Here is a 13461-nt window from a genome sequence, read left to right as displayed (position 1 = left end):
GCGGCAGTCCCCATGTCGCGTCCCCCATCAGTGGTCCGGGCCACGGGGCGTCCCGCCGACGCCCCACCCATTCCTTGAGCCGCAGGGAGACCACTCGATGCTGCCCTCACGCATGCCCTCGCGCCTCCGGCGCGCGTTCAGAGCGACGCTGGCCGTCCTCGCCCTCGCTACCGCCGCGACCCTCGCCCCGGGCGCGGGAACCGCCCAGGCCGCCACCGCGCCCAGCGGCGGCTGGAACGACTACTCCTGCAAGCCGTCCGCCGCCCACCCGCGGCCCGTCGTGCTCGTCCACGGCACGTTCGCCAACTCCGTCGACAACTGGCTCGGCCTCGCGCCGTACCTGGTCCGGCGCGGCTACTGCGTCTTCTCGCTCGACTACGGGCAGCTGCCCGGCGTGCCGTTCGTCCACGGCCTCGGCCCCATCGCGAAGTCGGCCGAACAGCTCGACGCGTACGTCGACGAGGTCCTCGCCGCGACCGGCGCCGCCGAAGCCGACCTCGTCGGTCACTCGCAGGGCGGCATGATGCCCCGCTACTACCTCAAGTTCCTCGGCGGCGCGGAGAAGGTGAACGCCCTCGTCGGCATCGCGCCCGACAACCACGGCACCACGCTGCTCGGCCTGACCGCGCTGCTGCCGTACTTCCCCGGCGTGGGCGACCTGCTGAACGAGAAGACGCCGGCCCTCGCCGACCAGGTGGCCGGCTCGCCGTTCATGTCGAAGCTCAACGAGGGCGGCGACACCGTTCCGGGCGTCGACTACACCGTCATCGCCACCAAGTACGACCAGGTCGTCACGCCGTACCGCTCCCAGTTCCTCGACGGCCCGAACGTCCGCAACGTGCTCCTTCAGGACCTGTGCCCGCTGGACCTCTCCGAGCACGTGGCGATCGGGCTGACCGACCGGATCACGTTCCACGAGGTCGTGAACGCGCTCGACCCGGCGCACGCGACGCCCACCACCTGCGCGTCCGTCCTCGGCTGACGCCCGGCGCCCGGCGTCCGGCGCCCGGCGCGGACATGACGGTGCCGGGGCCCGCCTCCGCGCGGACCCCGGCACCGTCGGTCTGTCAGCCCTCAGGCCCCTCAGCGGCCGTGCCGCCCCGCCGGGGCGGACTTGCGGCGCGCGGCGCCGAACAGCACCGCGGCGCCGATCGCCAGGACGGCCGCGCCGCCGATCGCCACGTACGGGGTCATGCCGTCGGCTCCGGTCTCGGCGAGGTTCTCCCCGCCGGGCGCGGACGCGGGCGCGGCGGCGGGCGACGGGGTGCCCGCGCCGTTCGCCTGCGGCGCGTTGGCCTCGGGCGTGTTGTTCGTGTCCTTCGCCTGCTCCGGCCCCTTGGGCTCCGCCGACGGCTGCGGGGTGTGGTGGTCGTCGCCACCGTGGCCGCCGTGGTCGACCGTCGACTGGTCGGCGCCGTCCTCGATCTGCTGGTCGGAGGGGGCCGAGGCGGTCGGCGCCGGGGCGGAGCCGCCGCTGTCCTTGCCGAAGACCACGTCGGAGCAGGTGTAGAACGCCTCGGGCGAGTCGGAGCGCTGCCAGATCGAGTAGATCAGGTGGCGCCCGGACTTCGCCGGGACGACGCCGTCGAAGACGTACGCGCCGTTCTCCAGCTTCGGGTTGGTGACCGTCGCGAACGGCCTGGCCTCCAGGTCCGACCACTTCAGCGGCTTGGACGGGTCGTAGCCGTCCTTCGTGATGTACAGCTCGAAGGAGCCCTTGTGCGGCGCGGTCGCCTTGTACTGGAAGGTGTGCTTGCCGGCGGCGAGCGGCGAGGACGGCCAGTCGGCGCGGGGCAGGTCGAGCCCCTTGTACTTGTCGCGGTTGGCGCTGCAGAGCTTGCCGTCCGGGATGAGCCGCTTGTGGTTCCCGGCGGCGTTGGCGATGTTGACCTCGTTCCAGTCGTAGAACGCCTGCGCTCCGCTCGCCGCGACCGCCGCCTTGCAGGCTGCCGAGTCGGGGCTCTCGGGCCCCTCGGCGTAACAGGCGGACACCCGGCTGACGGGGTCCGTCATCGTCCCGTGCGCGGCGGCCGGGGAGGCGGCCAGTCCTGCCAGCGCGAGCGGCGCGGCCCCGAGGACGGCGGCTGCGGCGGCCGTACGGCGGCGAGGGCTCATGGTGACGTACTCCTTCGAGGGAACGGCGATGTGGGGGGTGGCTACGGAAACGGATCCGGACGGGCGGCGCAGCCCCCCGATGAGCTCGGCGCCGACGGCCCGGATCAGCCCGGTGATCAGCAAGCTAGCCCCTCGAAACCCCGAAATCGCCTGCTGGGAGCGGTGGATGGGGATTCTTATGCTCCGTTTAAGGAAGCGCTAAGTGGGGGCTCAGGAAGCGGGGCTGTAGTCGTGTTCCTGGCCTCGCTGTCCGACATCGATCGTCCGTGGTTGTCCACGAGAGGCCGAGTCGTCTCGCTTCCGGTGGCTCCCGATGTGGCTCCCCCTCTGGCTTTGTTCACGAGAACCGGTTCTGGCTCAGGTTCTGCGGCCTGGCCACGCTGAGTCACGCATCGGCAGGTGGGAGGCGGCCACAGACGGGCCGACTCTATGAGGTTCGCAGGCGGCGAAGGCATATGAGGCTGCAGGCCAGCTCGAGCAGGCCCAGGTGGAGATCAGCGCGTCGCTTGTAGCGGACGCGGAGCCGTTTGAACTGGTGCAGCCAGGCGAAGGCGCGCTCGACCGCCCAACGCACCTTGCCCAGTCCTGAACCGTGTCCTCGATGGAACGAGGGTTTCACCAACGCCTGGAAACTGTGGGAAGGGCCGCGGCCCTACCCAAATTCAGATCGCGGGGCGCCGCAGCACGTCGGTGGGCTCCCAGTCGCTCTTCCAGAAGGCTTCAAGCCCGTGCTCGTTGATGAACTGCCGCTCGACCTCGTGGATGGGGTACATGCCTTGGATGTTGATCACGTCGTGGCCCTCGTGTCCCGGAACCCCCACGTCGATGCCCAGGTAGTCGTCTTTGCCGAGGGCCAGTGGCGCGAACACGCAGAAGGCTGTCATCTCTGACTCGGGCACGATGCGCTCACCGAAGTTGATCGTGCTGCCGTAACTGAATGGGCAGGTTCCACGGAGCTGCTCGGCGAGGAATCCCACCGCGTGGGCCCAAATCACGTTTGTCGAGTTCACACTGAGGCAGAGTTCCGGCGAGCCGTGCTGCCAATCCGGATGTTCTGCCAGGGACAGGCCGTAGGTGAGCGCCGTGAGAAGCCCGTCCGGCAGGTTGTCGTACACGATCTCCGTTACGCCCCGCAGACCCTGCTTGGTCGACTCGACAGGGAAGAAGCGGGGCTCTCTTCCTCCGGAAAGTCGATCAAGATGGGCGAGGTACTTCTCAACGCGATTGGCCATGTGTCCAGCCTGCACGATCGCTCTCCGGTGCACGCCACCGGGGCCGTCACCAATTACGCTCCGCAACAGGTCCACAGCTTGTTATTTAACCTCCTCGGCGCTCAGCAGCTGACCTCGGTCAGAGTTTCAACGGCCCGTAGGTGCCGTTCTGGAAGGTGAAAACGGTCGGCTCAGAGTCGTACTGCTCGCGGAAGTATCCGCCGTAACCGGGCTCTTCGACGTGGGGCGCCAGCAGGTCAAGGATCGTGACCAGCTCACCCATCTCGTCGTCCTTCCAGTAGTTGCGGCTGAACAGTCCCCATGCGTAGAGCTCTCGGCCAGCTGCGAAGCCTCGGGACTGACGCCGGAGAGACGCGAAGTCCCCTCCTGGCAAGCGGCCGTCCGGATCCGGTGCCAGCACTGGGAACATGTGCTCGTCCGCGTTGAGCCCGCTCGGGCGCTCGGGGACCATGTCGAGGTGCCAACGCAGGGCTTCCAGCACAGCGTCGGGGGTGTTGTCCCGGAGGAAGCAGGTGAAGACGACTTCAAAGTGGAGGCTCACGAGGCCGCATTCTGCCCGGCGTGACTGACAGGCCAGGAGACCGCGGTGCTGCGGCCTGGCATCAAGGCCGGTGCGGAGCAGTGCCGAATTGGTGTGATCATGTGCGTTGTCGAGACGCTATTGATCACGGCTGCGAGGGTGAGTCTGCTGCACGACGCTGTCCGCGTTGAGTCCCTGGCCGTGTTGTCTCGGTTCCGGACCGACTTCTACGACTGCCTGCCCGCGCGCGCGGACGCGTTGTTCGAGCTGACGGACGCGGTGCTGTGCACCGACGGGCCGGTGCGCTCGCTGGTCGACCTCGCGCTGGCGCCCGAGCACCGCTGGGGCCACGGCGCCCTCTACGCCGGTCTCAACCGCGGCCGGGTGGACGTCGCCCGGCTGCGGCGGGTCCTGGCCGGAGTACCGCTGCCCCGGGCCGCGGACGGCCGGCTGGTCCTGGCGGTGGACGTCTCACCCTGGCTTCGCCCGGACGCCGGGACCGCGCCGGACCGCTCGTTCTGCCACACCTACGGCCGCGGCAACGCCAAGCACCAGATGATGCCCGGCTGGCCGTACTCGGTCGTCGTCGCCCTGGAGAGCGGCCGCACCTCCTGGTCCGCGTTCCTGGACGCGGTCCGCCTGGCCCCGGCGCCGACCTGGCCGCTGTCACTGCCGACCAGGTCCGCGAAGTGGTCGAACGGCTCGTCGCCGCGGGCCAGTGGTCCGCGGGTGATCCGGAGATCCTGGTCGTGCTGGACGCCGGCTTCCGCTCTCGTCAGCAGGCGGAGTTCAAAGCGGCCGGCAAGGCATGGAGCAAGGATGGGCTCGTCTTCCCCAACGAGAACGGGCAGTTGCGAACTGCTCTCGACGTGCGAAGGCACTTCCGTGCGCAGCTGAGGGATGCGGGGGTCGACCAGCCTCACGAATGGACGACGAGGGAGTTGAGAACCAGCCTCGTATCCCTGCTCTCGGATCACGGGATCCCGATCGAAGTCATCGCGCGTGTGGTTGGGCACAGCGGCAGCGGCACCACGGAGAAGGTCTACCGGAAGCAGTTGAGGCCGGTGATCGAAGAGGGCGCCAAGGCGATGGACGACATCTTCGGGCGCGATGACGCCCCCGCGGGCAATGAAGGGCACGAGGGCCCTGTCACGCCCCCAGTGGCTCCCTGAATGGCTCCCCGAGCTACCCGGGCAGTCTCGTGGCCTCTCTCTGACCTGCACATACACCGCCGGAGAGGGCCGCGTGACCGTTACGCTCCGTTTAAGGAACCGCTAAGAGGGGGCTGAGGAAGCCGCGCCTTCCGCCCCCCCCGCGCCGGCCTCGGCAGGATGCGGAGAGGCCCTTCTCCCCCCTGTGTCGGACATCACGTTTGAGGCGTACATCCCTCGTGCGACCCCGAGGGTCTGGCATGACGCGCTGAAGCGCATGCGAATGAGGAGAACAATCATGGCGATCAACAAGACGCTCGTGAGCGCGGCCGTGTGCGCCGCCGTGGCCCTGGCCCTGACGGGTTGCTCGAAGAGTGACGGCGGCTCGTCCGACAAGACCGGCAAGGCGACCCCGAGCGCGGCGTCGACGCCGTCCAAGCCCGTGGACCCGTTCAAGGGCATGACGGCCGACCAGATCGCCGACAAGTCGCTGGACGTCACCAAGGCCGTCGACTCCCTCAAGGCCAAGGTCACCGACACGGTGGAGAAGGTGCCCGAGACCTTCGAGGTCGTGGTGAGCAAGACCGGCGAGTGCGACGGCACGCTGACCAGCGAAGGGGCGAGCGTGCAGTTCCGGCACGCCGCGAAGGCGTACTACCTGAAGGGCGACGAGAAGTACTGGCGGCAGGGTGAGGAGGACACCCCCAAGGAGGAGGTCGACGCCATGGTCGAGCTCCTCAAGGGCCGCTGGGTGGAGATGCCGCAGGCGGACGCCGAGGCGGAGGGCATGGCCGAGATGTGCGACTCCGACGGCCTCCTCGACGTCGGCGACGACGTCACCGGCCTCACCCGGGGCGCCGACACCACCGTCGACGGGCAGCCCGCGGCCGTCCTGACCAAGAAGGACGGCGCCGAGACCACGACGCTCTACGTCGCCGCCAAGGGCGAGCCGTACCTGCTCAAGTACACCGTGGTGGGCGGCGCGGCGCCCGCTTCGGGCGCCTTCGGCGACTTCGGCAAGCCCGTCACCGTGACGGCGCCGCCCGCCGACCAGATCATCGACCTGGAGAAGCTCGGCGGCTGATCCCGCCGCTGACGGACGCTGAACGAGGCCCGTCCCGCCCCTCGGGGCAGGACGGGCCTCGGCCGTGTCTCACCCCACCTTCCGGTACCGCCGTTCGGGACGGCCCGTGCCGCCGTACCGCAGGGTCACCTCCGCCCGGCCCGTCTCCGCGAAGTACTCCAGGTAGCGGCGGGCGCTCACGCGCGACAGCGAGCCCGCCTCCGCGCACTCCGTGGCCGACAGGCCCGACGGGTGGGCCCGCAGGATGCGGTCCACCAGCTCCGCCGTGTGCGGCGCCAGGCCCTTCGGGAGCTCGCGCGAGCCCGGCGGGCGCGTGCCGAAGATCTGGTCCACGTCCTCCTGGCGCGCCTCCTCCAGCGCCTCCAGGCGGCTGCGCAGCGCCGCCACGTGCAGCAGTTGCTCCCGCAGCGCCGCCTGGCTGAAGGGCTTGATCAGATAGTGCAGCGCCCCGGCGCGCAGCGCCGAGCGGACCGTGCCCGCGTCCCGCGCCGCCGTGATGAACAGCGCGTCCACGCCGTGCCCCGCCTCCCGCAGCGCGCGCAGCACGCCGATCCCGTCAATGTCGGGCAGGTACACGTCCAGCAGGATCAGGTCCGGACGCAGGGCGTCGGCCGCGCGCAGCGCCTCCGCACCGGTGTGCGCGACCCCGACGACCTCGAAGCCGTCCACGGCGGACACATAGCGGCCGTGCAGCTTGGCGACCATGAAGTCGTCGTCGACCACCAGCACCTTCGTCACGGCGACACGCTAGGTCGCGACCACAAGGACCACAACGTCCGTTGGTTGCGGAAGGGAGACAGCTTCTTAACGCGCGGGCAACATGTGGGCCACTTCACACCCTTCCGAAGAAAGGCGGCTCCGTTGCGCTTGCGCACCCCGCTCGCCCTGCTCGGCGCGGCGCTGCTGGTCCTCGTGGGACCGCCGCTGCTCACGACGGGCAGCGGCTCCGACACGGGCACGCAGATCCCCGGCCTGCGCCTCATGGTCCCCAACACCCCCGGCGGCGGCTACGACATCACCGCGCGCACCGCGGCCAAGAACGCCGAGGACGCGGGCCTCACCCACAACGTCGAGGTCTTCAACCTCCCCGGCGCCGGCGGCACCGTCGGCCTCACCCGGCTCGTCGGCGAACACGGCAACGGCAAGCTCGCCATGTCCATGGGCCTCGGCGTCGTCGGAGCCGTACACACCAACAAGACCCCCGCGACCCTCGCCGACACGACACCCATCGCCCGGCTCACCGAGGAGCAGGACATCGTGGTCGTCGGCAAGGACTCCCCGTACAAGACCATCCAGGACCTGCTGGCGGCCTGGCGGAAGAACCCCGGCAAACTGCCCGTCGGCGGCGGCTCGTCGCCCGGCGGGCCGGACCACCTCGCGCCCATGCTGATGGCGCAGGCCGCCGGGATCGCCCCGAAATCCGTCAACTACATCCCGTTCGACGGCGGCGGCGAGCTGCTCGCCTCCATCCTCGGCAACAAGGTCGCCTTCGGCGTCTCGGGCGTCGGCGAGTACCTCGACCAGATCAAGGCGGGCGAGCTGCGGCTGCTGGCCGTCACCGGCCCGAAGCGCGTCCCCGGCCTCGACGCGCCGACCCTCCGCGAGGCGGGCCTCGACACCGAGTTCACCAACTGGCGCGGCGTCGTCGCCCCGCCCGGCCTCTCCGCCGCCGAGCGCGACAAGCTCATCGGCCTCGTCACCGCACTGCACGACTCCCCGCAGTGGCGCGACTCCCTCAAGAAGAACGGCTGGGACGACGCCTTCCTCGCCGGGGACGCGTTCGGCGCGTTCCTCGACGAGCAGGACCGCCGCGTCGGCTCCGTACTGAAGGAGCTGGGGCTGTGAGCACACCCGCCACATCAGGACGTGCCTGGCTGCGCGAGCACTCCGAGCTCGGCGTCGGCCTGCTCCTCGCCGTCCTCGGCGTCCTCGTCCTGACCGACGCGCTGACGATGGACGTCGACCTCGCGCAGCGCGGGCCCGTCGGACCCACCACCGTCCCCGTCGTCGTCGGCGCGGGTCTCCTCGTCGTCGCCGTCCTCCTCGCCGTGGACGTCCTGCGCGGCGGCCGGGGCGAAGCCGAGGGCGGCGAGGACGTCGACCTGTCCGAGCCGAGCGACTGGCGCACGGTCCTCCTCCTCGCCGGGGTGTTCCTCGCCAACGCCGTCCTCATCGGCCCGCTCGGCTTCCCGGTCTCCGGCGCGCTGCTCTTCTGGGGCTCCGCGTACGCGCTCGGCAGCCGGCGCCTCGACCGCGACCCGCTCATCGCGGCCGTCCTCTCCCTCCTCACCTACGTCGTCTTCACCCACCTGCTCGGCGTCCCGCTCCCCGGCGGCCCGCTGATGGGAGTGCTCTGATGGATGCCCTCAACTCCCTCCTCGGCGGCTTCTCCACCGCCCTCACCCCCATGAACCTCCTGTGGGCGGCGACAGGGGTGCTGCTCGGCACCGCCATCGGCGTCCTGCCCGGCATCGGCCCCGCCATGGCCGTCGCGCTGCTGCTGCCCGTGACGTACGGGCTGGAGCCCACCGGCGCGTTCATCATGTTCGCGGGCATCTACTACGGCGCCATGTTCGGCGGCTCGACCACCTCCATCCTGCTCAACACCCCGGGCGAGAGCGCGGCCGTGGTCGCCGCCATCGAGGGCAACCCGATGGCCAAGGCGGGGCGCGGCGCCCAGGCGCTCGCCGCCGCGGCCGGCGGGCACTTCGCGGGCGGCATGATCGGCACGATCCTGCTCGTCGCCCTCGCCCCGACCGTCGCCGACCTGGCGGTGGACATCGGCGCGCCCGACTACTTCGCCCTCATGGTGCTGGCGTTCATCGCCGTGACCTCGGTCCTGGGCTCGTCCCGCGTCCGGGGCCTGGCCTCCCTCCTCATCGGCCTCACCCTCGGCCTCGTCGGCCTGGACCAGATGACGGGCCAGCAGCGGCTCACCTTCGGCTCGCTCCAGCTGGCCGACGGCATCGACGTCGTCATCGTCGCGGTCGGCCTCTTCGCGATCGGCGAGGCCCTGTGGGTCGCCGCCCATCTGCGGCGTACCGGCGGCGGCGCGATCCCCGTCGGACGGCCCTGGCTGGGCAGGGCGGACATGCGGCGCACCTGGAAGCCGTGGCTGCGCGGACCGCTGATCGGCTTCCCCTTCGGCGCGATCCCGGCCGGCGGCGCGGAGATCCCGACCTTCCTGTCCTACGTCACCGAGAAGAGACTGTCGAAGCACAAGGACGAGTTCGGGCGCGGCGCCATCGAGGGCGTCGCCGGACCGGAGTCCGCCGCCTCCGCCTCCGCCGCCGGCACCCTCGTCTCGATGCTCACCCTCGGGCTGCCCACCACGGCCGTCGCCGCCGTGATGCTCGCCGCCTTCCAGCAGTACGGCATCCAGCCCGGACCGCTGCTCTTCCAACGCGAACCGGACCTGGTGTGGGGCCTGATCGCCTCGCTCTTCGTCGGCATGGTGCTGCTGCTCGCGCTGAACCTGCCGCTCGCGCCCCTGTGGGCGAAGCTGCTGCGCATCCCGCGCCCGTACCTGTACGCCGGGATCCTGTTCTTCGCGGCGGTCGGCGCGTACGCGGTCGGCGGCGAGGCACTCGACCTGGTGATCCTGCTGGTCATCGGCCTCATCGGGTTCGGCATGCGCCGCTACGGGCTGCCGGTGCTGCCCGCCGTCATCGGCGTCATCCTCGGCCCGGCCGCCGAGCAGCAGCTGCGCCGGGCGCTCCAGATCAGCGACGGCAGCGTCACCGGCCTGGTCAACACGCCTTTCTCGGTGGCCGTGTACGCGGTGATCGTGCTGCTGCTGGCCTGGCCCCTCCTGAGGAAGGTGCTCGCCCGCCGCCGTAACGTACCGGCATGAACGATCTCGAGATCCGGCTCGCGACCGCCGCCGACACCGACCGCGTGAAGGCCGTCACGGACGCGGCCTACCACCACTACATCGCGCGGATCGGTCTCGTACCGGCCCCGATGGAGGCGGACCACGCGGCCGATGTCGCGGCGGGCAGGGTGTTCGTCGTCGGTGACCCGGTGGCCGGCCTGGCGGTGGTGCGGACCGAGGCCGACCACCTGTACCTCGACAACCTCGCCGTCCACCCCGACGCGCAGGGCACCGGCCTCGGCCGGCGCCTGCTCGCCTTCGTGGAGGAGCGCGCCCGCGCACTCGGGCTCCCCGAGGTGCGGCTGCTGACGAACGCGATGATGTGGGAGAACCAGAAGATGTACGAGCGGTACGGCTACGAGGTCGTCGAGCGGCGTCTCGACGGCCCGTACGACCGGATCCACTACCGCAAGCCGGTCTCCTGACCGGGCTCTTCAACGGGCTCCGCGCCCGGCAGGCGGCCGTCGCGGGCCAGGACCTCCAGCGCGTCCAGCGCCTCGCGGGCGGCGGCGGCCGACGCCGGCTCCCGCTCCGCGAGGCCGCTCGCCGCGAACTCGTCCTCGTCCAGGCGCAGGACCTCACCGCCGTCCGCCGACACCCACAGGTCGAGGTCCAGGTCCTCGACCACCACCTCGCCGCCCTCGACGACGGCGGGCCGCGTGATGTCGCAGTACCAGCCCTTGAGGGTGCCGGTCCCGTCCCGGACCTCCTTCACCGCGTACCACCGGTCCCGCCAGTAGTGCTCCGTGAAGACGTCGCCCGGTTCGAACCGGACGAAGCCGAAGTCCCGCACCCCGTCCACGGCCCAGGGCGCGCGGACGGTGAGGCGCGTGCCGTCGTCCGCGACCACCTCCGCCGGGTAGCGGATCTTCGTCCGGCCCGCCTTGACGAGCCGGACGGCGATCTCAGCCGAGCGCGCGGACATGCCGGACCTCCGTCGCGCAGATCTCGTACCCGAACCACTTGTTGATGGCCAGCATCGGCTCGTTCGCCCCGTCGTTGCTGGTGTACGCGTCGGTGTAGCCGGCCGCGCGGGCGCGGTGCAGCGAGTCCGTCTTGGCCAGCTTGGCCAGGCCCCGGCCGCGGTACGCGCGCAGGGTGCCGGTCATGGCGGAGACGTACCGCGTCCCGCCGTCGGTGTAGGCGGCGGTGTACGACGCCACCCGGCCGTCCACGGTCACGACGGTCGACAGGCCGCGGTGCAGCAGCGGGTTGTTCCAGATGTGGGCGATCCAGTCCTCGTAGTCGTCGAGGTCCGTGTCGATGTCGCTCGGCTCGTCCGACGTCGCCTCCGCGTCCGCCTCGAACATCGGGCGCGGGTCGGCCTCGTAGTCCGCGGCGGTACGCAGCTCGACACCCGGCGGAAGCGCGCCGGGCACCTCGGGAAGGGCCGCGTGCGCGAGGTCCAGGTGCTGGAAGTGCGCGGTCCGGGTGGGGCGGTAGCCGCGCTTCTCGGCGAACGCCCGGTTCTCGGGTGCGTCCATCACCCACGTGTACATCGTCGTGGCACCCTCGGCGGCCAGGTGCTCCTCGGCCGCGCGCAGCAGGAGGCCGCCCGCGCCCTGGCCCCGGTGGTCCGGGTGGACCTGCGGGGTCGCGTGGGACTGGCCCGGTTCGCTGCTGTCGTACGCGACGCCGGCATAGGCCGTACCGATGATCTCGCCGTCCTTCTCGGCGACCAGCAGCCGCATCTTCTGGGCGGGGTTCGCCGTCTCCACGTCGAAGAGGACGGAGCGGGGCGTCACCGCGATGAAAGGCAGGATGACACGCCGCGACGCCGCCACGGCCTCGGCATCCTCGGGACGGAAGTCACGCACGATCACAGTCATGGGGCCGCACGCTACGCGCGGCCCGACGACGGCCGCCTCCCAATTTCCGCTTGCCGACCGGTACGTGGGGGACAATCGGCCCCGTGACCTTGAAGATCTCCATCGACGCGGGCTCCCCGACCGCCCCGTACGAACAGCTCCGCGCCCAGATCTCCGAGCAGGCCCGCTCCGGCGGCCTCCCGGTCGGCTACAAGCTGCCGACGGTCCGCGGCCTCGCGGAGGAGCTGGGCCTCGCCGCGAACACGGTCGCCAAGGCGTACCGGGTGCTGGAGGCGGACGGCGTGATCGAAACCCGCGGCCGCGCCGGCACGTTCATCGCCCCGGCGGCCGACGCCGCCGCCCGCCAGGCCGCCACGGCCGCCGCCGCGTACGCGACGGAGGCCCACCGCCTGGGCCTCACCCGCGCCGAGGCCCTCGCGGCGGTCACGGACGCCCTGCGCGCGGCGTACGGCGACGGTGACGACGGCGACTAGCCACCGCCGACCACCGCCCGTCCCCCTACAGGTACAGCCCCGCGTCGCGGCCCTTCGGCTGGTCCGGGATCGACGCCGGGCCCGTGCCGCGCCGCAGGGCGTACAGCTCGGCCAGGGTCGCGCCGTCGCGGCCGACGGCTTCCTCCCGGCCGGGGAACTCGTCGCCCAGCCAGGCCATCGACTCCTCGCGCGTGAGCGGCCCCACCTCGATGCGGGCGAGGCAGCGCCCGGGGCGGACCACCGCGGGGTGGAGACGCTCCAGGTCCTCGTTGGTGGTGACACCCACCAGGACGTTGCGTCCCTGGCCCAGCAGGCCGTCCGTCAGGTTCAGCAGCCGGGACAGGGCCTGGCCCGCCGTGTGCCGGGCCTCGCCGCGGATCAGCTCGTCGCAGTCCTCCAGGAGCAGCAGCCGCCAGCGGCCGTTGGCGGTGCCCTCGTCCTCGCCGATCGCGATGTCCATCAGATAGCCGACGTCGTTGAACAGCCGCTCCGGGTCCAGCACGCAGTCCACCTGGCACCAGTCGCGCCACGACCGGGCCAGCGTGCGCAGCGCCGACGTCTTGCCCGTGCCCGGCGGGCCGTGCAGGAGCAGCAGCCGGCCCGCGATGTCGTCCGGCGTGACCTTCATCAGCCGGTCCATCGTGTCGGCCACCGGAGCCGTGTAGTTGGGCCGCACCTCCTCCCACGTGCCCGCCGCGATGCGGCGGGTCGTACGGTGCGGGCCACGCCGCGGCGACACGTACCAGAAGCCCATGGTGACGTCGTCGGGCTGCGGCTCCGGCTCGTCCTGGGCGCCCTCGGTGGCCTGCGTGAGGATCCGCTCGGCCAGCTCCGCGTCGACCGCCGTGACGGTGACGTCGGCGCCGCGGCTCCAGCGGGAGACCAGCAGCGTCCAGCCGTCGCCCTCGGCGAGGGTCGCGCTGCGGTCGTCGTCGCGCGCCGCGCGCAGCACCGCGCCGCCCGGTGGGAGCAGCTCCACGCCGGGCTTGACGCGGTCGATGGTGGTGCTCCGCGCGTACGGCTGCTCGCCCGTCGCGAAACGCCCGAGGAACAGCGCGTCGACGACATCGGCGGGGGAGTCGCTGTCGTCGACGTTGAGCCGGATCGGCAGGGCCTCATGCGGGTTGGCAGACATGGCCCCATGATCCGGCATGCCCGCCGCCACCGCACGGCGTTTATGTAC

At 71.4% G+C, this 13461-nt stretch carries 15 protein-coding genes and 2 pseudogenes; 9 read left to right on the top strand and 8 right to left on the bottom strand.

Annotation, left to right across the window (positions count from 1 at the left end; all coding sequences use genetic code 11):
- Positions 1–97 precede the first annotated feature (97 nt).
- Entirely contained in the window at positions 98–982 is an 885-nt protein-coding gene (locus ACIRNI_RS18765; RefSeq protein WP_403552479.1) for an esterase/lipase family protein, read from the top strand.
- Between the two features lie 101 nt (positions 983–1083).
- Here the strand turns inward: ACIRNI_RS18765 and ACIRNI_RS18760 are convergent, their stop codons facing one another.
- The 4 genes and pseudogenes from ACIRNI_RS18760 to ACIRNI_RS18745 form a co-directional block, all read right to left on the bottom strand.
- Complete coding sequence (locus tag ACIRNI_RS18760) at positions 1084–2115, bottom strand: lytic polysaccharide monooxygenase (RefSeq protein ID WP_403552542.1); 1032 nt, start codon at positions 2113–2115, stop codon at positions 1084–1086.
- 427 nt (positions 2116–2542) lie between these two features.
- Positions 2543–2710: pseudogene (locus tag ACIRNI_RS18755) on the bottom strand (transposase); the annotation flags it as partial.
- A 67-nt stretch (positions 2711–2777) separates the two neighbouring features.
- Positions 2778–3347, bottom strand: coding sequence for a suppressor of fused domain protein (locus ACIRNI_RS18750; protein WP_403552478.1), 570 nt, complete (start codon positions 3345–3347; stop codon positions 2778–2780).
- Between the two features lie 118 nt (positions 3348–3465).
- The gene (locus tag ACIRNI_RS18745; RefSeq protein WP_403552477.1) at positions 3466–3888 is read right to left on the bottom strand and encodes a hypothetical protein; all 423 of its coding nucleotides are present in this window, start codon (positions 3886–3888) and stop codon (positions 3466–3468) included.
- Between the two features lie 99 nt (positions 3889–3987).
- On the opposite strand from ACIRNI_RS18745, the pseudogene ACIRNI_RS18740 reads away from it, so the two are divergent.
- From ACIRNI_RS18740 to ACIRNI_RS18730, 3 genes and pseudogenes are all read left to right on the top strand, one after another.
- A pseudogene (locus ACIRNI_RS18740) lies at positions 3988–4634 on the top strand (transposase); the annotation flags it as partial.
- Positions 4617–5039, top strand: coding sequence for a tyrosine-type recombinase/integrase (locus ACIRNI_RS18735; protein ID WP_403552541.1), 423 nt, complete (start codon positions 4617–4619; stop codon positions 5037–5039). The pseudogene ACIRNI_RS18740 and the gene ACIRNI_RS18735, both read left to right, overlap by 18 nt.
- Positions 5040–5316: 277 nt before the next feature.
- A complete protein-coding gene (locus ACIRNI_RS18730; protein WP_403552476.1) occupies positions 5317–6102 on the top strand; it encodes a hypothetical protein in 786 nt (261 codons plus the stop codon).
- Positions 6103–6171: 69 nt separating this feature from the next.
- Here the strand turns inward: ACIRNI_RS18730 and ACIRNI_RS18725 are convergent, their stop codons facing one another.
- Complete coding sequence (locus ACIRNI_RS18725; protein ID WP_403552475.1) at positions 6172–6840, bottom strand: response regulator; 669 nt, start codon at positions 6838–6840, stop codon at positions 6172–6174.
- Between the two features lie 123 nt (positions 6841–6963).
- On the opposite strand from ACIRNI_RS18725, the gene ACIRNI_RS18720 reads away from it, so the two are divergent.
- The 4 genes from ACIRNI_RS18720 to ACIRNI_RS18705 are packed head-to-tail and all read left to right on the top strand — an operon-like array spanning position 6964 to position 10401.
- Positions 6964–7947, top strand: coding sequence for a Bug family tripartite tricarboxylate transporter substrate binding protein (locus tag ACIRNI_RS18720; RefSeq protein ID WP_403552474.1), 984 nt, complete (start codon positions 6964–6966; stop codon positions 7945–7947).
- A complete protein-coding gene (locus ACIRNI_RS18715) occupies positions 7944–8459 on the top strand; it encodes a tripartite tricarboxylate transporter TctB family protein (protein ID WP_403552473.1) in 516 nt (171 codons plus the stop codon). The genes ACIRNI_RS18720 and ACIRNI_RS18715 overlap by 4 nt, the downstream gene beginning before the upstream one ends.
- Complete coding sequence (locus ACIRNI_RS18710; protein ID WP_403552472.1) at positions 8459–9955, top strand: tripartite tricarboxylate transporter permease; 1497 nt, start codon at positions 8459–8461, stop codon at positions 9953–9955. The genes ACIRNI_RS18715 and ACIRNI_RS18710 overlap by 1 nt, the downstream gene beginning before the upstream one ends.
- Positions 9952–10401: a GNAT family N-acetyltransferase gene (locus ACIRNI_RS18705; RefSeq protein WP_403552471.1), complete on the top strand. Its 450-nt coding sequence runs from the start codon at positions 9952–9954 to the stop codon at positions 10399–10401. Before ACIRNI_RS18710 ends, ACIRNI_RS18705 begins: the two co-directional genes overlap by 4 nt.
- Here ACIRNI_RS18705 and ACIRNI_RS18700 read toward each other — a convergent pair.
- Together ACIRNI_RS18700 and ACIRNI_RS18695 are read right to left on the bottom strand one after the other, a co-directional pair.
- Complete coding sequence (locus tag ACIRNI_RS18700) at positions 10380–10901, bottom strand: DUF402 domain-containing protein (protein WP_403552470.1); 522 nt, start codon at positions 10899–10901, stop codon at positions 10380–10382. The genes ACIRNI_RS18705 and ACIRNI_RS18700 overlap by 22 nt on opposite strands.
- Positions 10882–11805 (bottom strand): GNAT family N-acetyltransferase, encoded by a 924-nt coding sequence (locus ACIRNI_RS18695; RefSeq protein ID WP_403552469.1) that lies wholly within the window; start codon positions 11803–11805, stop codon positions 10882–10884. The genes ACIRNI_RS18700 and ACIRNI_RS18695 overlap by 20 nt, the downstream gene beginning before the upstream one ends.
- A gap of 83 nt (positions 11806–11888) precedes the next feature.
- Between ACIRNI_RS18695 and ACIRNI_RS18690 the strand changes: the two genes are divergently transcribed.
- Entirely contained in the window at positions 11889–12278 is a 390-nt protein-coding gene (locus ACIRNI_RS18690; protein ID WP_403552468.1) for a GntR family transcriptional regulator, read from the top strand.
- Positions 12279–12303: 25 nt separating this feature from the next.
- On the opposite strand, the gene ACIRNI_RS18685 is transcribed toward ACIRNI_RS18690, so the two are convergent.
- Entirely contained in the window at positions 12304–13413 is a 1110-nt protein-coding gene (locus ACIRNI_RS18685) for a DUF5925 domain-containing protein (RefSeq protein ID WP_403552467.1), read from the bottom strand.
- Positions 13414–13461 lie beyond the last annotated feature (48 nt).

The sequence above is a fragment of the Streptomyces sp. NPDC093546 genome (assembly GCF_044765045.1).
GTDB lineage: Bacteria > Actinomycetota > Actinomycetes > Streptomycetales > Streptomycetaceae > Streptomyces.
The sequence above is the reverse complement of the archived record's forward strand: the minus strand, read 5'-3'. Positions and strand labels throughout refer to the sequence as shown.